We start from the raw sequence: 24,963 nt of genomic DNA, 5'->3' as shown, positions 1-24,963 counted from the left end.
AATCTTTACCATTTCTTTGCACTACCCGGCATGGTAGCGGATTTTTGGTGCCGTCCACCTCAGTAACCGAATACTGTTCAGCGCAGAGGGCTAGGGTATCGAGTTGTGGACGAAACGCTGACCCCGCAGGAGCGCAAGAAGGTCCTCGTGGTCCTGCTCTCATCCCTCTTCACCGCGCTGGTCGCCGTGTCGATCATCAATGTCGCCCTCCCGTCGATCCAGGCGGGTCTGGGCGCCACATCGACCGACCTCCAGTGGGTGCTCTCCGGCTACTCGCTGACCTTCGGCATCGTGCTCGTCGCCGCGGGTCGGGCCGGCGACCTCCTCGGTCGCGAACGGCTCTTCATCGCCGGAGTCGCCATCTTCGGCCTGTTCTCACTCATCGCCGCGCTCGCGCCCAACGCCATCGTGCTCAATATCGCCCGCGCCTTCATGGGCGTCGGCTCTGGCATTATGAACCCCCAGACGACCGGGATCATCCAGCAGTACTACCGGGGTGGGGACCGTGCCCGCGCCTTCGGGATCTTCGGCGCAGTCGTCGGCTTCGCCGTGGCGATCGGTCCCGTCTTCGGTGGCGCGATCATCGGCTGGTTCCCTGTGGACGTGGGGTGGCGGTGGACGATGGGGATCAACGTCCCCCTCTCCCTGCTGTCGATAGTCCTCGCCCTTATGTGGCTGCCGAAGACACCCCGCTCAAAGGGTATGAAGCACGACCTGGATCCGATCGGAGCCATCCTCCTCGGCCTCGCGGTGCTGTTCACGATGCTGCCGTTCATGCTGGCGGATGAGCATCCGGGTGCGTGGTGGTTCCTGCTGCTCGGAGCGATCATCGGCATTTCATGGTTCGCCTGGGAACAGCACTACCGGATGGTCGGCCGCTCCCCCATGGTCAACCTGTCCCTCTTCCGTTTCCGGTCCTTCACCCTCGGCACAGCGATGATCACCGTCTTCTTCGCAGGAACCACGACGATCTGGGTCATCATCGCCCAGTTCGTCCAGGAGGGAGCTGGCCAGACGGCCCTCATCGCCGGCATGGTCGGCCTGCCGGCAGCGATCCTGTCGGTCTATACGTCGTACGTCAGTGGCCGGCTCGTCATGAGGTATGGTCGGTGGCTCGTCGTCATCGGTCTCGTCCTCAACATGATCGGCCTCGCCCTCACGGTCGCCGCGGCCTTCGCGATCATGAACGGTGCGCCCGTGTGGCTGCTGACCGTCAGCGTCCTTCCGATCGGCTTCGGCGCCGGCTGGATCACCTCGCCGAATCAGACGCTCACCCTGCGGGAGGTCCCGCCGAACTACGGGGGCACCGCCGGCGGAATCATGCAGACGGGACAGAGAATCGGCACGGCGATGGGAACGGCGGCGGTCACCGCACTGTTCTTCTCTCACGTGTCGGCGGGCTACGACGTCGCACTCCTGTGGGGATTCGGCCTCATCATGATTTTCATGACGTTCGCCCTCATCATCGCTCTGTACGACGCGATTCGCGGCCGGGGCGAAGACTCGGTCTGAGCTACGCCCGGATCTCGAACCGGTCGAATCCTGCGCGTTCGACGACCTCCGTCATCTCTCGGAACCGAATACTCCACGCACGCCGGTCCCAGGTCCCAGCAGCCTCCCGGAAGGGTGCGCGCGTCCCAGTCGGTCGGGCCTCCTGAAGGGCGAAGCTCGTCACTCCACGCGCACGCAGCCGGTGGACGAGCTCCTCGAAGCGGTGCGTCGCCGGCGCACCCGGGTGGACAGTCGTCCGCACCTCATAGTCGACATCGGCGGCGAGCACGATATCGAGGGAGTCCCACGCCTTCGCGCCCGCGTCAGCACCGACGACGGCTCCGTAATCCTCTGACAGAGCCTTAATGTCGAGCCCGATCCAGGTGATGCGATCGATGACGGCGGCGAGTCGCGCCGGGTACGCACCGGCAGTATGCAGACCAACTTTGAAGCCAGCGTCGCGGACGTCGTCGATGGCGGGGCTCAGGGCGGACTGCCGAGTCGCCTCCCCACCGGTGAAGACGACACCATCCAGAAGTCCCGCACGACGAGACAGAAGGCTCATCACCGCCTCCCACGGAACGACTCCCGGGGTTCTCGGGTCGAGGATCTCGGCATTCTGGCAGTAGCCGCACGACCACGGGCATCCCTGGAGGAAGACGGTCGCGGCGAGCTGGCCGGGCCAGTCCACTGTCGACAGCGGGACGAGTCCCGCGATGGACAGATCCGCCGCGACCGTCGCCGTCATCGTCCCGACTCGACTGGAAGCCGCGAACCGATGGCCGCCTCGGTCAGCATCACGCGCTCCGCGTATTCGCCCTTCTTGCCGATATTGAAGGACTGGACAGGCCGGAAGTACCCCATGACGCGCGTCCACACCTCGCACTCGACCGGGGGCGCTGAGGGGTTCTGCTGCGCACACCGGTCGCACGTGAAGTGCTCACCCGCGAGGTACCCGTGGGTGGGGCAGATGGAGAAGGTCGGCGTGATCGTCAGATAGGGCAGCCGGAAGCGCGTGAGCGACCTCTTGACGAGCTGCTTGCAGGCTTCGCCGGAGCTCATCCGCTCGTTCATATACAGGTGAAGGACCGTGCCTCCCGTGTACTTCTTCTGAAGCTCGTCCTGGAGAAGGAGCTCCTCGAAAGCGTCATCCGTGTAGCCGACCGGCAGCTGCGAAGAGTTCGTGTAGTACGGATTCTCCTCGGTGCCCGCCTGCAGGATTGTTGGGAACCTCTTCGCATCCTCTTTCGCGAATCGGTAGGTCGCCCCTTCGGCTGGTGTTGCCTCGAGGTTGTAGAGGTTGCCGGTCTCCTCCTGGAAGGAGACGAGGCGCTCGTTGACGTGGTCGAGGATGCGGAGGCACATGTCCTGACCCCACGAATCCGCGAGGTCGTGTTCGTCGAGGGTGAAGTTGCGGACCATCTCGTTCATCCCATTGACGCCAATGGTCGAGAAGTGGTTGTCGAGGGTGCCGAGCCAGCGCTGGGAGAACGGGTAGAGGCCGCCGTCCATGAGCGTCTGGACCGTCGCCCTCTTCGCCTCGAGCGTGTCTCGCCCCATGTCCATAAGCTCGTCGAGCCGCCCGATGAGACCCGCCTCGTCACCCGCGTAGAGGTAGCCGAGGCGCGCCATATTGACCGTCACGACACCGATCGAACCTGTCAGCTCGGCAGAGCCGAAGAGACCGTTTCCACGCTTGAGCAGCTCGCGCATGTCCAGCTGGAGCCGACAGCACATCGACCGAATCATGCCGGGGTCGAGGTCGGAGTTGATGAAGTTCTGGAAGTACGGCAGCCCGTACTTCGCCGTCATCTCAAAGAGCAGGTCCGCATTGTCGCTGTCCCAGTCAAAATCCTTCGTCATGTTGTACGTCGGGATCGGGAAGGTGAACACGCGGCCGTCGGCATCGCCCTCGATCATGACCTCCATGTACGCCCGGTTGATCATCGCCATCTCCTCGGCGAGATCGCCGTAGGTGAAGTCGCAGATCTCCTCGCCGATCATGGGCTGGGTGTCCGCGAGATCCTCGGGGCAGGTCCAGTCGAAGGTGAGGTTCGTGAACGGGCACTGGCTGCCCCAGCGGGATGGCACGTTGAGGTTGAAGACGAGCTCCTGCATGCTCTGCTTGACCTCGCTATAGGTCATCGAGTCAAGACGGATGAAGGGCGCCATGTACGTGTCGAACGACGAGAACGCCTGCGCGCCCGCCCATTCGTTCTGAAGCGTGCCGAGGAAGTTGACGATCTGCCCGCAGGCGGACGAGAAGTGCCTGGGCGGCTTCGAGGCGATCGCGCCAGGGACTCCGTTGAACCCCTGCTCGATGAGCTGGCGAAGCGACCAGCCCGCACAGTAGCCCGAGAGCATGTCGAGATCATGGATGTGGACGTCACCCTCGCGATGGGCCGTGGCGGCCTCCGGCGAGTACACCTCGGTCAGCCAATAGTTGGCGACCACCTTGCCGGACGTATTGAGAACCATGCCACCGAGCGAATAATCCTGATTGGCATTGGCGTTGACCCGCCAGTCCGATCGGTCCAGGTACTCGCTGATCGTGGCAATAGCGTCAACATTCTTCACAGGTCTCTCAACCATGGGTCTTCCCTCCACTCCCCGCGCTCACCGGCGAACGCGAATGACCCCAAGCTACGCCGACCAAACACAACATGTAGTGGTGACACTCCCGATTGCCACAATCCCTTGTGTTTTTCTCATTAACTGATCCACGTCGCCACGGCATGGGACGAAGGTCCCTCGGGACAAAATTGCACCGGCTGGGACTACATTGATCGCATGAGCATCTGGGGGGCGATCCTTGACGGCTTCACCGCCGATCAGGTGGCGGGCACTCACGTCTCGCCTGCACGGGCGGGCGTGAGCGAGCCCTGGCCGGAGTGGCTCCATCCGAGCATCGCGGAGGGCATGTCGTCGCTCGGCATATCGCGAGTGTGGGAACACCAGGCCGAGGGCATGGAGGCGATTCATCAGCGCCGCCACACGGTCATCGCGACCGGTACGGGATCCGGCAAGTCCCTCGTCGCCTGGGCCCCCATCCTCTCTGCCATCGCAGACGCCTCCGAGTCGCTCAGTCTTGCCGATATCCACAGGCGCCCGACGGCGCTGTATCTCGCCCCCACCAAAGCTCTCGCGGCAGACCAGCTCGACTCTCTGGCCAGAATGATCACGGCGACGAGGAGTCCAGCCCAACCCGCGACTGTCGACGGTGATGCTCCCGGCGAGCTGCGGCGGTGGGCCCGCAGCCACGCCGATCTCATTCTGACGAATCCAGACTTCGCGCATTTCTCGCTCATGGCAGGGCACTCCAGATGGTCGAGGATGTGGTCCGGCCTGACGGCGATCGTCATCGACGAATTCCACACCTACCGCGGCATGACGGGGGCCCAAGTCGCGCTCGTCGTCCGCCGGATGCTCCGCATCGCGCGACACTACGGCTCCGACCCCATCGTCATCTTCCTCTCCGCCACGGCGGCCGATCCCGGTGCGACCGTCGCGAGATTCCTCGGCGTCGACCGGGAACTGGTCGCCGTCGTCGACACCGATCACTCCGCCCAGACCTCCTCTCGCCTCCTCATCGCTCGCGGACGGCCGATCCCGACCATCGACTCCGGCGATGAGGTTCTCGTCGTCGACGGCCAGCGTGAGCCGCCCAGACGGTCCGCCATCAGGGAGGCATCGGAGGTCGCCGCGAGGGCGATTGAGGCAGGTGCATCGACCCTCATCTTCAGCAGGTCGCGGGCCGGTGCCGAGACCGTGAGCCAGCTCGTCCAGGATGCTCTGCGACAGCGCTTCTCTCCCTTCGCCGACCGCGTCGCCGCCTACCGCGGCGGCTATCTCCCAGAGGAGCGGCGAGAACTCGAGGCAGGTCTGCGAGATGGCACGATCCGCGCGCTCGCCACAACGAACGCCCTCGAGCTCGGCATCGACATCTCGGGGCTCGATGCCGTCGTCATGTCCGGGTGGCCAGGCACCCATGCCTCGTTCCGTCAGCAGCTCGGGCGGGCGGGGCGCAGCGGCAGAGAGGGCATCGGCGTCCTCATCGCCCGCGATGACCCCCTCGACCAGTACCTCGCCGAGAATGCGGACACCCTGCTCGGACAGCCGATCGAGGCGCAGGTGTTCGATCCCGGCAATCCATACGTCATCTCTGCGCAGGTCTGCGCGGCGGCGTCCGAGCTGCCTCTGACGGCCGCGGATGCGGCCGTCTTCGGCTTCGAATCGACCGAACACTTCGACGAGCTCGTCGAGGCTGGCCTGCTCACCCGCAGGGGCGGCACGTGGCGATGGAATGTGGCGCTCGGAGTCTCCGCCCATGACATGGTCGACATCCGCGGAGGTGGCGCGGAGATCTCCATCATCGACGTCACCACGGGAGCCCTGCTCGGCACTGTGTCCGCGGGCCAGGCTGACCGGCAGGTCCATCCGAACGCGATCTACATCCATCAGGGCGAACCGTTCATCGTCCTCTCCCTCGACGACGAGCGTGCCGTCGTCGAGCCGTTCCGCGAGGAGGAGATCCGGACCTTCGCCGTCGCCGACTCGGCGGTGGAGATCATCGAGACCTACGAGGAGCGGCAGATGCCGCACGGCATCCTCGCCTTCGGCGACGTGCTCGTCGCCTCCCGCGTGACGGGGTACGACACGCGTCGCAGCCGAGATGGTCTCTACCTCGGCCGAATGCCGCTCGAGATGCCGCTGCGGCAGCTTCCGACCCAGGGCTGCTGGTGGACCCTGTCGGAGCGGAGGTGTGCTGATGTCGGACTGACTCCCGACATCCTCCCGGGCGCGCTCCATGGCCTCGAGCATGCGGCGATCGGCCTGCTTCCCCTGTTTGCAACGTGCGACAGGTGGGACATCGGCGGACTCTCGACGGCCATGCACGCCCAGACGGCCAGCCCGACCATCATCATTCATGACGCGATCCCCGGCGGCTCCGGATGTGCGGAGCGCGGATTCCGCGCGGCGGAATCCTGGTTGGGAGCAACGGTCAGCAGGCTTGAGTCGTGCCACTGCCGAGAGGGATGCCCCTCGTGCATCCAGTCCCCGAAGTGCGGGAACGGCAATTCGCCATTGTCGAAGATCGGCGCCCTCCTCCTCGGGAGAGCACTCATCGAGGACATGGCTCATCTCGGCCCCGCCTCCGCCTGACCCGTCAGCGTCCAGGATGCCAGGAGGCCGAAGGTGACGGTCTTCTGCGTCTCGACGACAACGCGGGAGCCGCGCACCGTGCACGCGATGAGCTCGGCCTCGCGCAGGACCCGTTCAGCCGCCGCGCAGGGAGCTTCGGAGGCTGTCGGATCGTGGAGTGTTCTGGCCCCCGCGAGCGCTGCGAAATCTGCCTCACTGTCCGCCAGGTGCTTCGCATCGAATCCCGCGGCGAGAGATCCGAGGACGAGCACAACGCCTGCGAGGACGGCGATGAGGGAGACGGAGAGGACCGTGCCTGAGCCACGCTCCCGGTCATCGGTCACGGCCGTCCCTCCGCGAACGCAGTCATCGACGACTCCGCCGTGAGGTCGAGGAGGCTCCAGGGCCCACCCACCGGGGCGGTGACGGTGACGGTGATGACGTCGCCGCTTGACTCCATCTCGATGGAGGCCTCCGCACCCGCACGGTCGGCGACGATGCTCCGAACATCATCCTCCGCCATCTCCATCGCGTAGCCACGTGCAGCCTCGCGGGCGGCATCGGCAACGCGAAGCTGCGTGACGAGCGCGAGGCCGAAGCTGAGCACGAGAAAGAGCACTGCGACGACGACGGGCAGGGTCATGGCGAGCTCAGCTGTCACCATGCCCCTCTCCCTGTCGTCTGCTCCTGACATTTCTCTCTGTCTCATCGGTGCCTCCGCGGCCAGCCTGCGGCCAGCCGCAGGGGTCTAGAAGCCGGAGAAGATGGCCTTGAAGATGCCCTCGAGCGCCTCCCGGACCCACGGCTGCTGGAGGATCCAGATGAGGAGGCCGCCGAATGACGTGGCCGCGACCGTGCCGATCGCGTACTCAGCCGTCGCCATGCCGGCCTCTGGATCGTCGAAGCGGATGTCTTCACGGTCAGTTGTGGGATTCATGGTGCTGTCCTTTCGTTGACGTGCGCCCGATTGGGCACGCCTCTAATGTCGCGCCGCGGCACGGAACAGTCTCGGGGCCGAAGAACCCCTGTGGAGGCCCATTACCTTCACACTCCTGTGGACCGCCGACTAAAGTGGATGCATGGAATTGCGTCGTATGGGAAATTCAGGCCTGACCGTCTCCACTGTGGGGCTGGGAGGCAACAACTTCGGTCGAAAGAACTCGGCAACTGAAGGTTATGAGGGCACGGCGGCAGTGATCCACGCAGCCCTCGATGCCGGCATCACGCTCTTCGATACGGCCGACATGTATGGCATGCAGCCGGGACTGTCCGAGGAATATGTCGGCAGAGCACTGCGCGGGCACCGCGACGAGGTGGTCATCGCGACGAAGTTCGGTCTTGACGCCAAGGGCATCAACGGACCGGACTTCGGGGCGCGCGGATCGCGCCGCTACATCATCAACGCCGCAGAGGCCTCGCTCAAGCGACTCGGCACCGACTACATCGACCTGTACCTCTACCACACCCCGGATCCACTCACCCCGGTTGAGGAGACGCTGTCGGCTCTCACCGATCTCGTCAGCTCCGGCAAGGTGCGCTACATCGGTCACTCGAACATGACGGGCTGGCAGATCGCCCACGCCGAGCATGTGGCACGCGAGCTTGGGACGGAGCGCTTCGTCGCCTCCCAGAATCACTTCAATCTTCTCGATCGTCGCGCCGAGCTCGAGGTGCTGCCCGCCTCCGCCCACTTCGGCCTCGGCGTCCTGCCCTACTACCCGCTCGCCAACGGCCTGCTCACCGGCAAGTACACAGACGGCATCGCCCCTGATGGTTCGCGACTCGCGGTGACGAAGCCGCAGCTCATGGAGACGACGGACTTCGACCAGCTGAAGAGGTATCGGGAGTTCGCGAAGGCGCGCGGTATCACCGAGTTGGAGGCAACCTTCGGGTTCCTCCTCGCCTCCTACCCGATCACCTCGATCATCGCGGGCGTTACCCGCCCGGAGCAGGTGACGACGAATGCCGAGTCGGCCTCCTGGGTGCCGACGCAGGAGGATATGGACGAGCTGGACGAGATCTTCCCGCCCGCGCCAAAGGTCGCCCTCTTCTAACCGAAGACCTTCATCCCCATCGAGATGATGACGGGGGCGACCCCGATGAGGAAGAAGGCCGGCAGGAAGCACAGTCCGAGCGGGAGCATGAGTCGCACCCCGAGCCGGGCGGCCGCCTCTTGAGAGTCCTTGAGGCGGCGGGCCCGGATGCCGGCGGCGGACCGGTGCAGCATGACAACGGGCGGCGCGCCGTCCACCCACGCCGGTTCGAGCGCGCTGGCCAGGCGCGATAGTCGGCCTGAGCTCCCCTCCCAGGCCTCCTCCCACGAGGCCCCCATGAGCAGGGAGCGACTGGCGCGCAGCGCGTCGCTCGCCTCGTCCCCCGGGGGCAGCGACGAGCCCAGCGCCTGGAGCGCGGTCGGAATCGCCGAGCCTGCCGAGACGAGTGCCGAAGCGAGGTCGACGACCATCGCCTCGTCGATCGGCTTCGGCAGGAATGCCGGCGCCTCCGCTCGCAGCGGCAGCCGACGTGGTGGCCACAGCAGCGCGGCGATGAGGAGGGCGATGGCGAGGGCGGTCATGTCGCCCTCCCGACGGCGCCCTCCATCTGCGCGGAGAACACCATCCGACGCACGATGAGAATTCCGGCGATTTCGAAGATGAGGCCGGCGGCGAGAAAGACCCTGCCAACACCCGTGCCCGTGAGGAAGCCGAGCGGGTCGACTCCCATGACGACGCCGAGACCTACGCCGAGCAGCGGCAGCCACGCGAGCATGGCAGCGGTCGATTTAGGGCCCTGGAGGGCGATTTCGCGAGCGGACTGAGCTTCGCCCGCCTCGGTCAGTCCCGCCGCGCATTCATCCAGGACATCCGCCATCGGAGCTCCCGTCTGCCAGGTCAGCCGCGTCGCCGCCAGAAGCGACGGCAGGGCGATGCGGGTGACACTCGAGATGAGCGGCTCCCCCTTGAGGAGGGCTCTCAGCTCATCAGCGGCTCCTCTGCGCGCATCGAGCTCAACAAGGGCCCGAGGCGAGCCGGCGCCATCGAGCACGGGGGACCGCTCGGGCAGGCCAGCGCGCCGCAGGGACACCCGCCAGGCCTGCTCGACACCGAGGCCCGCCCGAAGCCGCGTCGCGACGTCAGTGGCCAGAACCCCGAGGTCAATATCGTGCCGGCGCGGGAGACGAATCTCCCTCGTCGATCTCTGTCGCCGCACCTGCGGCCTCGGCAGGCGCCGTCCGCCGCCCACGACAAGGACTGCGACGGCGGCCACGACGCCGGCCAACACCGCCGACATCACAACAGGTCCCTGGCGAGTCCCAGCCGATCGGAGAGTCGATCCCATCCCTGGCCCGGCACAGTCATCCCGTCCCTCATGAAGACGGCTGGGACCGGCACGAGGCGTGCCCCGTCGCGCGTCAGCGTCGCGACATGGTCAATCCGGCGGCCCCCGGCCGTCCGTTTGATGTGAATGACGGCGTCGAGTGCGGCCGAAGCCTGCGCGGCGACCGTCGGCTCGGACATCCCCGCGAGCGCCCCGAGCGCGACCAGTCTCGCCGGCACATCGCTCGCGGTGTTCGCATGGATCGTGGCCCAGCCGCCCTCATGACCCGTATTGAGTGCTGCGAGAACGTCACGAACCTCAGCCCCGCGACACTCGCCGAGGACGAGCCTGTCCGGCCTCATCCGCATGGCCGCCCGAACGAGGTCGCTCATCGACACCTCGCCCGCACCCTGCACGTTCGCGTGCCGCACCTGAAGGTGGACGCAGTGCGGATGGGTGGGTCGGAGCTCCGCGGACTCCTCGATGACGACGATCCTCTCCGCGCTCGGAACAAGTCCGAGCAGAGCGGACAGGAGGGTCGTCTTTCCGGAGCCTGTGGCCCCTGAGATCATGACGTTCGCGCGCCGGGAGATCATCGCGGAGACGATGGCCGCCATCGACTCCGTCGCCGTGCCGGATGCCACGAGGTCATCGAGCGTGAGCGCGACCGAGCGCTGCGTGCGCAGGGAGATGAGGGTGCCCTCCGCCGCCAGCGGCGGCAGCACCGCGTGCAGCCGGACGCCCGAGGGGAAGGTGCCGTCGACGATCGGCGACGCATCGTCGAGCCGCTGCCCGCACGTCGCCGCGAGTCGGACCGCGAGCCTGCGGACCTCGAGGGGGTCCCTCAGCTCGTCGGCCTCGTGCGCGATGAGTTCGAGCCCACCGCCCCGGTCGACCCAGACCCCCTCGGCGCCGTTGACGAGGACATCGGTGACGGCCGGGTCTTCAAGCAGGGGCTGAAGGACGGGTCCTGCTCCCTCCAGCTGCTGGAGGATGCCCTGGCCGACGGAGGCCACGGAGGCGATGGAGATGGCATCGGGCGCAGCTCCGGCGAGAACGGATCCGACGTGGGTGCCGCCGACCACCGCGGCCCGGGCGGCCGCGAGATCTGAGGCGCGACTCATGACAGCACCCGTGTTGCGATGCGACGTATGTCGCGCGCGGATCCGGATCGGAGCCGGTCACCGGGGGTCATCCCGTGGGCGATGTCCCCGTCGAAGGTGCGCTCGAACCGCAGCGGGCATGCCTCCGTGTGGAGCTGGTGGGCTGCATCATCCGCCTGGCCGATGCTCTTCACGCCCGTGATGACGACCGTCGTGGCGAGGTTCGGCGGGGTCAGTGGCAGGACCCGTTCGGCCGCGGCAAGACATGTGATGTCGGCCGAGCAGACGATGACGAGATGGTCGAGCCACGACAGCCATTCCGATGACGAGCTGAGACGCAGCAGGGCGAACCTCGGCAGGTCGACGATGGTCACGGCGCTGACCTGCGAGACCGCGGAGGCTGCGAGAATCCCGGAGCGGCCCGTCGAGGGAGCCGCACCCCTCTCGTCGCCCGTCAGCACCCGCACGCCCTTCCACAGCGGAAGGGAGTCGACGAGGCGGCCGGGCAGCAGGGTGCCGCTCTCCTTCTCGATGTCGGCCCATCTCTTGCCGCTGCCGTCGAGGCTGAGCAGGATGCCATAGCCGGGCGACAGCGGATCCATATCGATGAGCGAGGATGTGCCGTCGTGGGCGAGCTGGCGGGCGAGCATGACCGACAGGACCGTCACGCCTGCCCCGCCGTGGGCGCCGATGACGCCGACGATGAGGCCGCGCTGGGTCGCACCCGCCGCCACGAACAGCTCGAGCAGATCCGCAGGTTCGGTCCGCGGGTTCACGCTCACGTGCTGGCCCGCGAATTCGGGCTGGAACAGCTCGTTGAAGCTGGCCCGCACCGTGCGGGCGGTACCCGGCTCCTCCGCCAGGGTGAGGATGGCGGGTGGCGCGTCGGCGTCGAGCGAGATTGCCGTCATGTCGACTCCGGCGACGTGCGAGAGCCGCTCGACATCCGTCACGAGCTCGGGGGTTGACGCCCGAAGCAGGACTGTCGTGAGCGGCTGTGTCCGCACGCGGCGGTGGGAGACTCTGTCGTTCATGGCCCGATTGTCGAACCATCGACGCGCCGGAACTGCCGGACTGAATCTCAGCTGTGGACCGAGTCAGCCCAGACTGGGATCAGTACGCCCGGCCAGAATGGATTGGGAGATGAGGAGCGAGGTGTTCATCGCCTCGACATACATGTCCGCGACTACGGTCAACCACTCCGCCATTCCCGCCGGCGTCCCGGCGGCGTAGGAGTCGACCCGATCGGCGACGCCGACGAGATCCAGTACGGCGGTGCCCGTCGGCTCGAATCCTCGCACGGTGCCGAGCCAGCGGAGGAAGCTGCCCCGCACGAGCGCGTCCTCCTGCACCGTCAGCGGATCGATGAGCCACTGGCCGAGCAGTGTCGCGAGGACGATGAGGGCGGGCGCGGGGGCCTCGGCGATGTCGACGATGAGCTCCTGACGTGCGGTGTCCTCGGCGGAGAGGATGGCCGCTCGGTCGCGGCGTACAGGATCGACCGACGACGCATCGCGATGCAGTCCCGCCAGCATCGCCCGCACGGAGGCGTGCGGGGCGGGAGCCGTGTCTTTCGTGTTGAGCGGAGGCAGGTCCGCCGTGACGTCGCTGTGGCAGCGCCACGCCGCCGCAGCACGGGCGAGGGCCGGCTCTCCATCGCGCGCGATCTGCTCCCGCAGCTCCTTCGCCCCGACGTCGAGGCCCATCGCCCTGCAGTCGGAGACCACCCAGTGGATGCTCGCCTCCGCGCGCGCCGCCTCCCATCCCCGCCGCAGGCCGGTCGAGAAGCGGACGGACCGGACAGCCTGCGCAACGCGCGCCGCACCGGCGGTCGCCTCGGGCAGATCAGCGAGCACTCCCAGCGCTCTGGCCAGCGGCGAATCTCCAGGTACCATGCCAGCAACGGTAGATCGGCGGGCGCGTGGTGCACAATTCACAGCCCGTTCGTTATAGCGTCGACTTATTCCAACTAGGAGGTCACCGTGTCGACACCCACCGATCCGTACTCGCGGCCCGATCACGAGGACGGCAACGACGATATTCTCGACCCGCTTCCCGAACAGGACCGGCCCGCCGAGGGCTTCGACGCCGAGCGACCGGTCGACGACCACGATCGCACGCAGGCTGACGCCCCCGCCGCTCGCCCGCACGACGAGGAGCCGCCGGGACTCGACGTCGACTCCGAGACTGAATCGACGCGCTCGTGGCGCCCCGACTTCCTCGACGAGGAGCCCAAGGAGGAGACGGACCGCGAGCGCTGGGAGCGCGAATTCGGCTCCGACGGGCCGACGGAGCGCCCCACGAACGTCGATGACACTCGGACGACGCCTTTCGCGACGCGAAACGCGGTGGATGGGCCGGATGCGACCGTCGTCGCGCCCCCGACCGGCACCGGCTCCTATCCGACGCGGACCTCGGTCTTCGCCCGCCCGCCTGCGGGTGATGAGGACAGCCCCTTCGCCTCCACTCCCCCCGAGGCCCACCGGCCTGCAGCCTTCCCCGCGGAGCGCGGCTTCGGTCACTCCTTTGAGGAGCCGATTCCCGAGGAGCCCCGGGGCCGGGCCTGGGCGCACGTCGGAGTGTTCTTCGCGACGCTGCTGCTCGCGCCGCTCGCCTGGTACCTCGTCGCCGATGCAGGCGTTCGCCTGAGCGGCATGGAGGGCTCTGCCTGGAACACGGGCACCGTCGACTGGATCGTCGTCCTCGAGCTGCTCGGTGCACTCCTCTGCCTTGCGGTGCTCTGGTTCGTCGCCAGCTTCTCATCCGTGGGACCGATCGTCATCGGCGCGATCATCGCACTCATGGGTCTCGTCGCCGTCTTCGCACCGACGGTGGCCCAGGACGTCCTCCAGAGTTCGCAGATGCAGAACTTCGCCGCCTACAACGACTTCACCGGGAATGTCGGGCATCACCTGACGAACGACCTCGCCTCGGGCAGGCTCGCGGTGTACGGCTTCCTGCTCCTCATGACCGGGGTGGTCTCGCACAATGCACGCCGCCACGGGGCCGAGCGCGGCGAAGCGTTCGGACGCCGCGACGTGCTCCTTTCGAGGAGATCGGACGCCTAGGTTATCCTCGAGGTATTCCAGTGCGGGTGCGGGCCACTGCCTGCACCCGCAGTCCGTTGAGGAGGATTGTGCCTGTCGATAATTCTTGTGTGACGCTGCCCGGGCCCTGGCAGCATCGCCTCGTCCGAGCGAGCGGCGCGCAGTTCCACGTCGCAACCGCTGGGACGATGCGGGAGGGCGCCCCGCTCGTCGTGCTCCTCCATGGCTTCCCCCAGTACTGGTACGCCTGGCGGAAGCAGATCCCGGCCCTCGCGGAGGCGGGTTACGCCGTGGCGGCGATGGACGTGCGCGGGGCGGGCGGGAGCGACCGCACCCGCGATACCTTCGATGCACCGACCCTCGCCCGCGACGTCATCGGCGTCATCCGCAGCCTCGGCGCCTCCGAGGCCGTGCTCGTCGGCACGAGCTCGGGGGGCTACCTCGCCTGGTCGGCGGCCAGTCTCGAGCCGAGCCTCATCAAGGGCCTCGTCACTGTCTCTGCACCCCACCCGGTCGACACGTACCGTCTCGGCCTCCACGTCACGTTCCGGACATGGCGCCACTACTTCACGTCGTTCCTTCCGCGCGTGGCCGAGAGCGGCCTGCAGAAGCCCGGGATGCTGAAGAAGATCCTCGCCGAGTTCTCGGCCCCCGGAAACACCGGCGCGACCGAGGCAGCCGAGCATTACGCGGATGCCCTCCAGCTACCGAACGCAGCCAAGACCCAGGTGCATCAGATGCGCTGGACGTGGTCCACACCGCGCCGCCGTTCGGGCAGACGCCACCTCGAGAAGATCTCCCGGCCGATCGCGGCGCCGGTTATGACAGTGCGCGGGGACCTTGATCCGCTCCTGCCGTCACGCGCCTGGTCGCGGACCCGCCGGCATGTGACGGGCCCCTACACCCACGTCGTCCTGCCGGACGCCGGCCATTTCGTGCCCGAAGAGCAGCCAGAGGAGTTCAACCGCCTACTGCTCGACTTCCTCAGCGACATCTGAGCCCGCGCGGCGCAGGCCTCGGAATTCAGAGCGCGCCGGTCTTGATGAGCGGGTAGGACGGACACAGGTCCATGATCGGGCAGGACTCGCACTTCGGCCGTCTGGCAGTGCAGATCTGCCTGCCATGGAAGATGAGCCGATGGCACGCCATCGTCCAGTCCTCCTCCGGCAGCAGTTCGGCGATGTCCTTCTCCACCCTGACCGGGTCTGTGCTCCGCGACCATCCGAGCCGCCGCGCCAATCGCCCGACGTGGGTGTCGACGGTGATGCCGGGGATGCCGAAGGCGTTGCCGAGGACGACATTGGCGGTCTTCCGGCCGACACCGGGGAGGCTGATGAGATCCTCGAGGCGGTCAGGGACCTCGGACTCGAACCGCTCCACGAGGGCCCGACCGATGCCGATGAGCGCCTGCGCCTTTGACCGGTGGAAGCCGAGCGGTCGGAGGATCGACTCGACCGTCTCCCGATCGGCCTCCGCGTATGCCTTCGGCGTGGGGAAAGTCGCGAACAATTCTGGAGTGACAGTATTCACGCGGGCATCCGTGGTCTGAGCGGAGAGGACCGTCGCCACGAGCAGCTCGAGCGGGGTTCGATGGTCGAGTTCGCAGCGCGCATCCGGATAGGCCGCGGCGAGAGCCTCGTCGACCGCCACAGCCTGCTCAATCCGAGCAGATCTGGACCGTGGGCGGGGAGGAAATTTCTGCTTCTCGCCAGTCATGAATTATATTATGCCCCTTCTCACATAGGATACTCTTATCTGTGAACTGCCGTCCCTGGCCGCCCGGCCAGAGCCGACTAGACAATTGTGAAAGGTAGAAAGCATTGGAGACCAGCATCATCGCTTCGGTACAGCTATTCGCTGGCCTGTCTGAGGAGGATCAAGCGCAGCTCGCCGAGCTGATGACTGAAGAGACCCTCCGCCGCGGAGAGTCGCTCTTCCACGAGGGCGATTCCGGCGAGCACCTGTTCATCATTGTCGACGGCAAGATCAAGCTGGGGCACGCGGCCGATGACGGTCGCGAGAACCTCATCGCGATCCTCGGCCCGGGCGAGATCATCGGAGAGCTCTCCCTCTTCGACAAGGGCAAGCGCTCCACCTCGGCGACCGCAGTCGCCCCGACCACGCTGCTTGCGCTGTCGCATGTCGACCTCATGCGCTTCATCGACGGCAACCCGGACATGGCGAAGCACATGCTCGCCCAGCTGGCACAGCGCCTGCGCAAGACCAACGAGCAGATGGCCGACCTCGTGTTCGCCGACGTTCCCGGTCGCGTCGCCAAGGCTCTTCTCGATCTCGCACGCCGTTTCGGCGAGCGCACCCAGGAGGGCGTCTACGTTGCCCACGATCTCACACAGGAGGAGATCGCCCATCTCGTCGGCGCCTCCCGCGAGACCGTGAACAAGTCTCTCGCCGACTTCGTCTCCCGCGGCTGGATCCGCCTCGAGGGCCGCGCCGTCACTCTCATCGAGATCGGCCGCCTCGAGAAGCGCGCCTCCTGACAGCCGCCCTTCTACAGATATGGCGTGGCCTCCGGGCCACGCCACATTCATGTCGAGGGTCAACCACCGCGGTTCGGACGGCGCGGACTCTCGAGGTGCATCAGCTGGGTACCTCTCAGCCGACGAGCCGGCAGGTGATCTCGACCTCGACCGGGACATTCATCGGCAGGACAGCCACACCGACCGCTGAGCGCGTGTGCCGGCCGCGTTCGCCAAAGATCTCGCCGAGGACATCGGATGCTCCGTTCACGACTGTCGGCTGCTCGAAGAACGAGGGGTCGGATGCGACGAAGCCGGTGACGTGGATGATGGAGTCGATGCTGTCGATTCCACCCGCGGCTTCCGCGACGGCGGCAAGCGAGTTGAGCGCGCATGCGCGAGCCGCCTGGTAGCCATCATCGACGGATACTCCCGCACCCAGTCTCCCCGTGACGAGCAGCTTTCCGCCGACGAACGGCAGCTGACCGGAACTCCGCACCGTATCACCCGTCACCTTTGACGGAACATACGATGCGAGCGGAGTAGCGACGGCCGGGAGCTCGATGCCGAGTTCGGCCAACCGGGCGCTCGGAGCCGTCACTCGGTCTCCTTGGGCTTCTTGAAGTAGGCGACGACGTTCTCAGTGCCCTGCGGTCCGGGCATGACCGTCACGAGCTCCCAGCCCTGCCTGCCGAAGTTGTCGAGGATCGTCTTCGTGTTGTGGATGAGCAGCGGCGCTGTCATGTATTCCCATTGAGTCATGCCACCAGCGTACCCAACGCGCGGCCGCTCGCTACCGTGCGGAGAAGCGCGGTACTCGGCCGGCGCGGAGCTCGACGGAGATGGGATCCGGAGAGGTGTGCAGGCGGCGATACCAGTTCTGCTCGTTCGGGAAGCGGCGCTGCAGTGCGCGGCGCTCCCTCTCGGTCAGTCCGCCCCACACACCGTAGGTGGTATTCGAGTCCAGCGCGTCGGCGAGGCACTCGATGCGAACGGGACAGCTGAAGCAGACTTGGCGGACCTGTCTCTGCGCTGCGCCTCTGACGAATAGGCTGTCGGGGTCGACATTTGAGCACGCGGCTTGCGCGGCCCATGTCTGTCCTTCTAACAAAAGCGACATTGAGGCTCCTTCACCCGAGGCGTCATCGACTCCGGCGATCTTCGTTGGCGTGACCGGTGTCACCTGTCCCGCCAATATATCTGTTCACCTGGACAAATGTGAAATGCGGCGCGGAAACGCGGATATTCTTCAATCGAATCTGGTAAAGGAACACGCCCGGCTGAGGATTGGGCAACTCGTTCCAGACAAGTGAGACATGAGCCTTTAGACTCGTCACTATGTCGAGCCCTCACCGACCTTCACAGGCGGCACCTGCCACAATGGTGTCGGCCCTGCTGGCCTTCCTCCTCGCGTGCACCGCGGGAGGGCTTGTGCTGGCCGGGCTGGCGATGCCATTCGTCGCGGCCACCGGAACCGTTTCCAACGCGTCGACGTCGCTGTTCGACGATCTGCCGACGGAGCTGACGTTCACAGAACCGTCGGAGCAGTCGGTCATCCTCGCCGCCGATGGCACGGAGCTGGCCCGCTTCTACGCGGAGAACCGCGTCGTCGTCGGCTCAGAGGATATCTCTCAGCACCTCAAGGATGCCGTCGTCGCGATCGAGGACGAGCGGTTCTACGACCACAACGGTATCGACCCGCAGGGCCTCATCGGAGCGGCGTTCAACAACTTCTCCGGCGGTCAGCTCGCCGGCGGATCGACCATCACGCAGCAGTATGTGAAGAACCTTCTCATCGAGGAGGGTCGGAACTCGAACGATCCGGAGCTCATCGCTGCGGCCACAGAGCGGACGATCGCCCGCAAGCTCTCCGAGGCTCGTACGGCCATGGCCGTCGAGAAGCAGATGGAGAAGGACGAGATCCTCACGGGTTACATCAACATCGCGATGTTCGGCCCCTCGCAGTACGGCGCCGAGGCCGCATCCCAGTTCTTCTTCTCGGTCCCCGCGAACGAGCTCACGATCCCGCAGGCGGCGATGCTCGCCGGCATCACCCAGTCCCCCGCGCGCTGGAACCCCATCTCCAATCCGGAGCAGGCGAAGTCCCGCCGTGACACCGTGCTCGCCAAAATGTACGAGCTCGGCTACATCACCGAGGAGCAGTTCCGTGAGTCGGTCAACGTGTCGATCGACGAGATGCTCAACGTGTCACCGTCCGTCAACGGCTGCGAGTCCGCCGGAATCTCCGTCTACTTCTGCGACTACGTCGTCAAGGACCTGCTCGCGTCCGACTCGTGGGGAGAATCGCACGAGGACCGGCTCAACAAGCTCTATCGCGGCGGCCTCATCATCCACACGACGCTCGACACGGGCAAGCAGCAGGCCGCCTACGAGTCCGTGACGACCAACGTGCCGGTCAATGATCCGTCGGGAGTTGAGATGGCGATGTCATCGGTTGAACCCGGCACCGGCAAGATCGTCGCCATGGTGCAGAACACGAACTACGGCAGCGCGACTGCCGAGGATCCGAACGCGACCACGGTCAACCTCAACGCGGGCATGACCCGCGGCGGCGGTCAGGGCTTCCAGTCAGGTTCGACTTTCAAGGTCTACACGCTCATCGAATGGATCCGGTCCGGCCGCAGCCTCGAGGAGCGGGTCGACGCGTCGCGGGATGAGTACGCCCGCGAGGACTGGACGATCTCCTGCGCGCCCGATCTGGCGGACGCCTACAATCCCTCGAACATCGAGGGCATCGGCTCGGGCATGATGACCGTGCTCGAATCGACCCGCAAGTCCGTCAACCTGTCGTTCATCGACATGGCGGCCCAGCTCGACCTGTGCAACATCACGGGAGTCGCCGCGCAGATGGGAGTCGAGACCGGCAACGGCGACCCCCTGCTGCCGCGCCCCTCCTCCGTGCTCGGCTCCAACAACGTGACCCCGCTGTCGACGGCCAACTCAATGGCCACCCTCGCCTCGGGCGGCATCATGTGCGAGCCGATGGCGTTCACGAAGATCGAGAGCCAGAACGGCGATGTCATCGCCGAGGTCAGCCCGTCCTGCACCCGCGTGCTCGATGAGGAGGTCGCCGACACGACGACCGAAGCACTCAAGACCGTCGTCGACACCGGCGGCACCGGCTTCAGGGCGGTCGTCCCCGGCCACGAGGCGGCCGGTAAGACCGGTACGGCGAACATGGACTACCACGCGTGGTTCATGGGATACACGCCGCTCGAGGCCACAGCCATCTGGCTCGGACACATGGAGGGCAACGTCTCCATGTTCTACACAACCATCAATGGCCAGTACCACATCGAGGTCTACGGCGGCCTCTACCCTGCCATGGTCTTCTCGGACTACCATTCGCGAATCCTTCAGGGCACGCCCCCTCAGACCTTCGACCTACAGACCATCGCGTCGCGCGACGGCGTCACGGTGCTTCCGCAGGGGCGGGACAACCCCGCGGTGAGGCCGGCACCCGCTCCTCGCCCGGCACCAGCACCCGCGCCAGCACCAGCCCCTGAACCGGCTCCGGCACCCGAGCCACCGCCGGAGCCCGAGCCTGCACCTGAACCCGCCCCTGAGCCTCCTCCCGAGAACCCGGACAACGGAGACGAGGGTTGATTTGGTCACTGGCCGCGGGCGTCACCGCACTCGGCGCGGGTGTCGCCGCCTGGTCCCTCGTCGAGGCGCGCTCGTATCAGCGGTCCTTCTACCCGCTCTCGATCCTGCCCGCGGGCTGGGAGCCGATGAGGGTGCTCAACATCTCCGACCTGCATCTGCTCCCCGATGACGAGAAGAAGGTGGAGTTCGTCCGCGACCTTGCCGAGCTCAAGCCGGATGCCGTCTTCCTCACCGGCGACCAGCTGTCATCGACGACGTCGCTTCCGACGCTCCTGCGGGCGCTGCAGCCGCTTGCGGGCATACCCGGCGCGTTCGTCTACGGCTCGCACGACTATCACGCCCCCGTGTGGAAGAACCCCCTCGCCTACGTCATTCCGCCGCTCCGGAAGGAACTCCCCGAGCCCGAGGACCTGCCCCATGAGGAGATGACGGCGGCCCTCCGGGACTACGGATGGGTCGATCTGCGGAACAGACGCGACGAGATCACGGTGCAAGGACACCGGATCAGCCTCGTCGGTGTCGACGACCCCCACATCCGCCTCGATGAGTATCCGGTCCCCGGGCCGAGCACGGCCGACCTGGCAATCGGGCTGACGCACGCGCCCTACACGCGGGTGCTCAATGCCATGGCGGCCGAGGGCGTCGACCTCGTCATGGCCGGGCACACGCACGGCGGCCAGGTCTGCGTGCCCGGCTACGGCGCTCTCGTCACCAACTGCGATCTCGACACGGACCATGTCTCCGGGGTCTTCCCCTGGCCGCCGTCCGGTCGGGACGGCACACGAGTCGCGATCTCCCGGGGAATGGGGACCTCCCCCTACGCGCCCTTCAGGCTGGCCTGCAGGCCAGAGGTGCAGGTTCTCGACCTGGCGTGACGCATCAGTCACTGAGAATCGCGGGACCCGTTTTCGGTAACTGACTTTCATTCGTTATCATGAATGAGTTGCACGGGGTGTGGCGCAGCTTGGTAGCGCGCTTCGTTCGGGACGAAGAGGTCGCAGGTTCAAATCCTGTCACCCCGACCAATCGGAACCGCCGGTATTTCACGGAAAGTGATCTACCGGCGGTTCCGTCTGTGCCGCTGAAGCGCAGAGCGCCACCAGCAGACGAAGTCGCTCTGCAAGACAGTCCGGGCCACCACGCTTCAGCCTGGTGATCGACATCGCACCCACTATTGCACAGAGTGATCTGTGACACTACAATCTGTCCACTGGTGTTCCTCACAACTGATTAGGGGACGGGCTGATGGCACGGACAGTCAACGAAGACGCGGCGGTTCGCTCGAAGCTGGCACTGTGGGTCTGCATTGCAGGTGTCGTGGGGATCTGTGCCATTTCAATCGTGCTTCTCTGGTTCTCCACCGACGCATCGAGGCCGGAGATGGCACGGCTCGTCTACGCATCGGTGCTCCCTCTGATCGGCACATGGGTGGGCACAATCCTCGCGTTCTACTTCGCGAAGGAGAATCTCCAGGCCGCCAGCACGACAACGCTCGAGACACTCAAGCTGTCCGGTGTCTTCAGCGAGGAGACCAAGGTCGTCGACGTCATGATTTCAGTGGGCAGCATCAGCCCCCTGCGTCGGGTCGCCAACAAGGGTGAAGCAGGAGAGCTGAAGCTCCAGGACCTGTACAACTCAATGCGGGAGAGCAAGAACAGCAGGGTCCCGATCCTCACCACGTCCGGCGTGGCGCTCATGGTCGTCCACGAACCCGACATCGACAAGTACGCCCAGGCCAAGGGAAGCAGTGCCGCCAGCCTGGCGGCCGATGAGACGGTGGCCCGCATGCTCGCGATCCCCGAACTCAAGCAGGGCTTGGAAACCTTTATCGCTCTGCCCGAGACTGCCACGGTCGGTGATGCGCGGCGGGCGTTCGATAAAGCTCCCCTGGCCAAGGACCTCTTCGTCACGAGCAACGGGAAGACATCTGGGCACGTCCTCGGTTGGATCACGCTCAGCGACCTGGCCCGCTCGATGTAGCGGCACGACGCGGCCGTGAATCCGACGGTCCGTCCATTCCGACCACGGAGGAGCAGACGATGGAGGACAGAATGCGATTCGCACCGAGCAGTCGGGACGGCTCGGTCGCGACGGCGCTCGGCCTCGGCATCATCCTCGTCTCCGTTGCCACGTACTTCCTCTCCAACGCCATCACGTACGGCGGCAACGAAGCCGGACCGGTGTGGCTCCGCATCCTTGTCCCGGCCGCCGTCCTTGCTGTTGCGATCCCCGCAGTGATTCTGGGACTGCGCAGCCGGCGCACAGACCGATCAATCCTCGGCTCGATCGCGCTGGTCATCACCATCGTCATCGGCGGGTGGGCGGCTCTGACCGGCGTGCTCGGATTCTACTTCTGAACCAACAACCTCCTGGCCGCTGACATCGGAAACGGCTCGCCACGCAGACCTTGCACGCCTGGGTCGGCTCCGTGGCGCCCACCTGTGTCCGATAAGGGCGATAGGTTAAGAGGCAGGAAATCAGCACAGTGACGTGCACGATGCCCGCGTCGAAGGAGCGTGAACGGTGAAACGAATGAATCTGCGCTATGCCGGAGTGTGCCGGGAGTGTGGGGACGATCTGCCCGCCACGGTGAGAGCGGTCTACGATCGCTCGACCAAGACGGTACTCTGTCTCCCCTGCGCGGACACCATTCCGCCCGCACCGACATCAGCAGCGATAGACCCGGTCGACGACGCCACGCCACAGCCCGACTCTGGACTAGTTGTACTGACCGGACAGGTTGGTTGAGGCAGTGCGATGACACGCGCTGACTTGTGACGTGAAGAGAGGGCCTTCCGCGATTGAGTGGGAGTTGCGAAACCAGCACTCCGAGGAAGGCCCTCCGTATGTCCCACGCTAATGCAGCCCTGACCCCTCGCGCCCGTTTGACCGTCGCCCGGCTCGTCGTCGACCAGCAGGTGCCGATTGCCGAGGTCGCGGCTCGGTTCCAATGCTCCTGGCCGACGGTCAAACGCTGGGCCGACCGCTACAGGTCTGGTGAGTCCATGCAGGACCGTTCCTCACGCCCGAAGACCTCGCCCCACCAGACCCCGTTGAAGATCAGAAGACGAATCGTGAGCCTGCGGCTGCGGCTACGGGAAGGACCGGTCCAGCTGGCCGTCCGGGTCGGGCTGGCACCCTCGACCGTTCATCAGATCCTGCGCCACTGCCGACTGAACAGACTCGCTCACGTAGACCGCGCCACCGGGGAGCCGGTGCGCCGCTATGAACACCCCCACCCCGGCTCGATGATTCACGTCGATGTGAAAAAGCTCGGCAACATCCCCGACGGCGGCGGCTGGCGCTTCGTCGGTCGCCAACAGGGAGGCCGCAACCGCATAGCAACGCCGGACAAGGCCCGCAACCACCACCACAACCCGAAGATGGGCCACGCCTTCGTCCACACCGTCATCGATGACTACTCTCGCGTCGCCTACGCCGAAGTCCACAATGATGAAACCGCTCTCACTGCCGTCGGGGTGTTGGAGCGGGCCACAGCCTGGTTCAACACCCGAGGCGTCACCGTCGAAAGAGTGCTCTCCGACAACGGTCCGGCCTACCGCTCGATATTATGGCGCGAAACCTGCGCCAGGCTGAAGATCACAGCAAAACGGACCCGCCCGTACCGACCCCAGACCAACGGGAAGATCGAGCGCTTCCACCGCACCCTGGCAGACGGGTGGGGCTACGCCCGCTGCTACACCTCAGAAACCGAGCGACGAGACGCCCTACCAGGATGGCTGCATCACTATAATCATCACCGACCCCACACAGCCTGCGACAGGCTCGCCCCAATCACCCGCTTAACCAACCTCCCCGGACAGTACAACTAGTCCCTCAGCCTGCTGCGGCGAGCCCGCCGACTCAGTTGAACACCGGCGCAATTCCGCTGACGCCTGGGGATACGGCACCTCTTCACCCCGAGGCCCCCACTCCCTCAGCCGTCCCAGGACCGCTCACCCGGTCGGATGCCGTGAACCCGGCAGCCCCCGCCGACGCAGAGAAGACCAGTCCTCAGACGGCGCTGGTGTCCCAAACCGAACCGTTGACTGCCCCGACCCCCGAGGCGCCGCCAGAGCTTGTCCTCGCCCATCGCGAGGGTGTGCCGGGCCTGTCGGCTCGGCGTGAGCACGAGCGACGCAAAGCCGCTCGCGAGAATCGCGTGAGGAGCCGCCATCCAAAGATCGGCGGGCTGATCCTCGCTCTGTCAGAGGAGCCGCAGAGCACGAAGGCGTGGGCAGTCGGCTCGGTCGGCGAGGAGAAGCTGGGCCGGCGTCTCGACAGTCTCGCCGGCCCACTGGTGCGGGTCCTCCACGATCGGGGCATCCCCGGCAGCCGGGCCAACATCGACCACATCGTCATCTGCCCAACCGGCATCTTCATCATCGACGCAAAACGCTACAAGGGTCGTCCTGAGCGACGGACCGAGGGCGGATTATTCTCTCCTCGGGTTGAGAAGCTCTTCGTCGGCAAGCGCGATCGCACGAAACTCGTCGACGGCGTGCTCAAACAGACCGATCTGGTCAGAGACGCCCTCGGCGACCCGGACATCCCGCTCAAGGGCGTCCTGTGCTTCGTCGAGGCCGACTGGCCGATGTTCGGCGGCGACTTCCACATCCGCCGCGTCTATGTCTCCTGGCCGAAGCGTCTCGCGGCTCTCCTCAGCCGGCCGGGCCCGCTCACGGAGTCACAGATCGACGAGCTGCAGATCAGAGTCTCGGCGGCGTTCCCCGCCGCCTGAAAACAGCCACCCGCACG

General features: G+C 66.0%; 26 protein-coding genes and 1 tRNA gene. 13 read left to right on the top strand and 14 right to left on the bottom strand.

What is annotated here, in order from left to right; all coding sequences use genetic code 11:
• The first annotated feature begins 105 nt into the window (after positions 1 to 105).
• A complete protein-coding gene (locus tag EJO69_RS09150) occupies positions 106 to 1,512 on the top strand; it encodes an MFS transporter (protein ID WP_211331406.1) in 1,407 nt (468 codons plus the stop codon).
• Position 1,513: 1 nt separating this feature from the next.
• Here the strand turns inward: EJO69_RS09150 and EJO69_RS09145 are convergent, their stop codons facing one another.
• Positions 1,514 to 2,239: an anaerobic ribonucleoside-triphosphate reductase activating protein gene (locus tag EJO69_RS09145; protein ID WP_126041202.1), complete on the bottom strand. Its 726-nt coding sequence runs from the start codon at positions 2,237 to 2,239 to the stop codon at positions 1,514 to 1,516.
• Positions 2,236 to 4,083: a ribonucleoside triphosphate reductase gene (locus EJO69_RS09140; protein WP_126041200.1), complete on the bottom strand. Its 1,848-nt coding sequence runs from the start codon at positions 4,081 to 4,083 to the stop codon at positions 2,236 to 2,238. Before EJO69_RS09140 ends, EJO69_RS09145 begins: the two co-directional genes overlap by 4 nt.
• Positions 4,084 to 4,281: 198 nt before the next feature.
• On the opposite strand from EJO69_RS09140, the gene EJO69_RS09135 reads away from it, so the two are divergent.
• Positions 4,282 to 6,654: a DEAD/DEAH box helicase gene (locus tag EJO69_RS09135; protein ID WP_126041199.1), complete on the top strand. Its 2,373-nt coding sequence runs from the start codon at positions 4,282 to 4,284 to the stop codon at positions 6,652 to 6,654.
• Here the strand turns inward: EJO69_RS09135 and EJO69_RS09130 are convergent.
• The 3 genes from EJO69_RS09130 to EJO69_RS09120 form a co-directional block, all read right to left on the bottom strand.
• Positions 6,630 to 6,977 (bottom strand): Rv3654c family TadE-like protein, encoded by a 348-nt coding sequence (locus tag EJO69_RS09130; RefSeq protein ID WP_164519925.1) that lies wholly within the window; start codon positions 6,975 to 6,977, stop codon positions 6,630 to 6,632. The genes EJO69_RS09135 and EJO69_RS09130 overlap by 25 nt on opposite strands.
• Positions 6,974 to 7,297 (bottom strand): TadE family type IV pilus minor pilin, encoded by a 324-nt coding sequence (locus EJO69_RS09125; protein WP_126041195.1) that lies wholly within the window; start codon positions 7,295 to 7,297, stop codon positions 6,974 to 6,976. Before EJO69_RS09125 ends, EJO69_RS09130 begins: the two co-directional genes overlap by 4 nt.
• Positions 7,298 to 7,381: 84 nt before the next feature.
• Complete coding sequence (locus tag EJO69_RS09120; protein ID WP_126041193.1) at positions 7,382 to 7,570, bottom strand: DUF4244 domain-containing protein; 189 nt, start codon at positions 7,568 to 7,570, stop codon at positions 7,382 to 7,384.
• 157 nt (positions 7,571 to 7,727) lie between these two features.
• Here EJO69_RS09120 and EJO69_RS09115 point away from each other — a divergent pair, with 157 nt between their 5' ends.
• Positions 7,728 to 8,687 (top strand): aldo/keto reductase, encoded by a 960-nt coding sequence (locus tag EJO69_RS09115; RefSeq protein WP_245993609.1) that lies wholly within the window; start codon positions 7,728 to 7,730, stop codon positions 8,685 to 8,687.
• Here the strand turns inward: EJO69_RS09115 and EJO69_RS09110 are convergent.
• The 5 genes from EJO69_RS09110 to EJO69_RS09090 all read right to left on the bottom strand — a co-directional run bounded on the left by EJO69_RS09110 (position 8,684) and on the right by EJO69_RS09090 (position 12,949).
• Positions 8,684 to 9,208, bottom strand: a complete 525-nt coding sequence (locus EJO69_RS09110) for a type II secretion system F family protein (protein ID WP_126041189.1) — start codon at positions 9,206 to 9,208, stop codon at positions 8,684 to 8,686. The genes EJO69_RS09115 and EJO69_RS09110 overlap by 4 nt on opposite strands.
• On the bottom strand, positions 9,205 to 9,924 hold the full coding sequence (locus EJO69_RS09105; protein ID WP_126041187.1) for a type II secretion system F family protein: 720 nt from the start codon (positions 9,922 to 9,924) through the stop codon (positions 9,205 to 9,207). The genes EJO69_RS09110 and EJO69_RS09105 overlap by 4 nt, the downstream gene beginning before the upstream one ends.
• Positions 9,924 to 11,075, bottom strand: a complete 1,152-nt coding sequence (locus tag EJO69_RS09100; RefSeq protein WP_126041185.1) for a TadA family conjugal transfer-associated ATPase — start codon at positions 11,073 to 11,075, stop codon at positions 9,924 to 9,926. The genes EJO69_RS09105 and EJO69_RS09100 overlap by 1 nt, the downstream gene beginning before the upstream one ends.
• Positions 11,072 to 12,088, bottom strand: a complete 1,017-nt coding sequence (locus tag EJO69_RS09095; protein ID WP_126041183.1) for a CpaE-like family protein — start codon at positions 12,086 to 12,088, stop codon at positions 11,072 to 11,074. Before EJO69_RS09095 ends, EJO69_RS09100 begins: the two co-directional genes overlap by 4 nt.
• Positions 12,089 to 12,151: 63 nt before the next feature.
• Positions 12,152 to 12,949: a hypothetical protein gene (locus EJO69_RS09090; RefSeq protein ID WP_126041181.1), complete on the bottom strand. Its 798-nt coding sequence runs from the start codon at positions 12,947 to 12,949 to the stop codon at positions 12,152 to 12,154.
• Between the two features lie 87 nt (positions 12,950 to 13,036).
• On the opposite strand from EJO69_RS09090, the gene EJO69_RS09085 reads away from it, so the two are divergent.
• Positions 13,037 to 14,122 (top strand): hypothetical protein, encoded by a 1,086-nt coding sequence (locus tag EJO69_RS09085; RefSeq protein ID WP_126041179.1) that lies wholly within the window; start codon positions 13,037 to 13,039, stop codon positions 14,120 to 14,122.
• 89 nt (positions 14,123 to 14,211) lie between these two features.
• Complete coding sequence (locus EJO69_RS09080) at positions 14,212 to 15,099, top strand: alpha/beta fold hydrolase (RefSeq protein ID WP_126041177.1); 888 nt, start codon at positions 14,212 to 14,214, stop codon at positions 15,097 to 15,099.
• Between the two features lie 25 nt (positions 15,100 to 15,124).
• On the opposite strand, the gene nth is transcribed toward EJO69_RS09080, so the two are convergent.
• Complete coding sequence (nth, locus tag EJO69_RS09075) at positions 15,125 to 15,817, bottom strand: endonuclease III (RefSeq protein ID WP_126041175.1); 693 nt, start codon at positions 15,815 to 15,817, stop codon at positions 15,125 to 15,127.
• A 104-nt stretch (positions 15,818 to 15,921) separates the two neighbouring features.
• Between nth and EJO69_RS09070 the strand changes: the two genes are divergently transcribed.
• Positions 15,922 to 16,599, top strand: a complete 678-nt coding sequence (locus tag EJO69_RS09070; RefSeq protein ID WP_211331405.1) for a Crp/Fnr family transcriptional regulator — start codon at positions 15,922 to 15,924, stop codon at positions 16,597 to 16,599.
• Positions 16,600 to 16,714: 115 nt separating this feature from the next.
• Here EJO69_RS09070 and EJO69_RS09065 read toward each other — a convergent pair whose 3' ends face one another.
• The 3 genes from EJO69_RS09065 to EJO69_RS09055 are packed head-to-tail and all read right to left on the bottom strand — an operon-like array spanning position 16,715 to position 17,698.
• Positions 16,715 to 17,179, bottom strand: a complete 465-nt coding sequence (locus EJO69_RS09065) for a RidA family protein (RefSeq protein ID WP_126041171.1) — start codon at positions 17,177 to 17,179, stop codon at positions 16,715 to 16,717.
• Positions 17,176 to 17,340, bottom strand: coding sequence for a Sp36 family protein (gene sp36 / locus EJO69_RS09060; RefSeq protein WP_126041169.1), 165 nt, complete (start codon positions 17,338 to 17,340; stop codon positions 17,176 to 17,178). The genes EJO69_RS09065 and sp36 overlap by 4 nt, the downstream gene beginning before the upstream one ends.
• A 31-nt stretch (positions 17,341 to 17,371) precedes the next feature.
• A complete protein-coding gene (locus EJO69_RS09055; protein ID WP_126041168.1) occupies positions 17,372 to 17,698 on the bottom strand; it encodes a WhiB family transcriptional regulator in 327 nt (108 codons plus the stop codon).
• A gap of 218 nt (positions 17,699 to 17,916) precedes the next feature.
• Here EJO69_RS09055 and EJO69_RS09050 point away from each other — a divergent pair, with 218 nt between their 5' ends.
• The 7 genes from EJO69_RS09050 (at position 17,917) to EJO69_RS09020 (ending at position 24,946) form a co-directional block, all read left to right on the top strand.
• Entirely contained in the window at positions 17,917 to 20,205 is a 2,289-nt protein-coding gene (locus tag EJO69_RS09050; RefSeq protein ID WP_126041166.1) for a transglycosylase domain-containing protein, read from the top strand.
• Complete coding sequence (locus EJO69_RS09045; protein ID WP_126041164.1) at positions 20,202 to 21,080, top strand: metallophosphoesterase; 879 nt, start codon at positions 20,202 to 20,204, stop codon at positions 21,078 to 21,080. Before EJO69_RS09050 ends, EJO69_RS09045 begins: the two co-directional genes overlap by 4 nt.
• Positions 21,081 to 21,153: 73 nt before the next feature.
• Positions 21,154 to 21,230 (top strand) — tRNA-Pro (locus tag EJO69_RS09040).
• Between the two features lie 220 nt (positions 21,231 to 21,450).
• Entirely contained in the window at positions 21,451 to 22,185 is a 735-nt protein-coding gene (locus EJO69_RS09035) for a hypothetical protein (protein WP_126041162.1), read from the top strand.
• Between the two features lie 59 nt (positions 22,186 to 22,244).
• On the top strand, positions 22,245 to 22,562 hold the full coding sequence (locus EJO69_RS09030; RefSeq protein ID WP_126041160.1) for a hypothetical protein: 318 nt from the start codon (positions 22,245 to 22,247) through the stop codon (positions 22,560 to 22,562).
• A 489-nt stretch (positions 22,563 to 23,051) separates the two neighbouring features.
• Positions 23,052 to 24,038: an IS481 family transposase gene (locus tag EJO69_RS09025; protein WP_126041158.1), complete on the top strand. Its 987-nt coding sequence runs from the start codon at positions 23,052 to 23,054 to the stop codon at positions 24,036 to 24,038.
• Positions 24,039 to 24,232: 194 nt separating this feature from the next.
• A complete protein-coding gene (locus EJO69_RS09020) occupies positions 24,233 to 24,946 on the top strand; it encodes a nuclease-related domain-containing protein (protein WP_211331404.1) in 714 nt (237 codons plus the stop codon).
• Positions 24,947 to 24,963: the final 17 nt, after the last annotated feature.

This window comes from Flaviflexus salsibiostraticola (genome assembly GCF_003952265.1).
GTDB classification, from domain to species: domain Bacteria; phylum Actinomycetota; class Actinomycetes; order Actinomycetales; family Actinomycetaceae; genus Flaviflexus; species Flaviflexus salsibiostraticola.
This window is presented reverse-complemented; position numbering and strand designations above follow the sequence as displayed.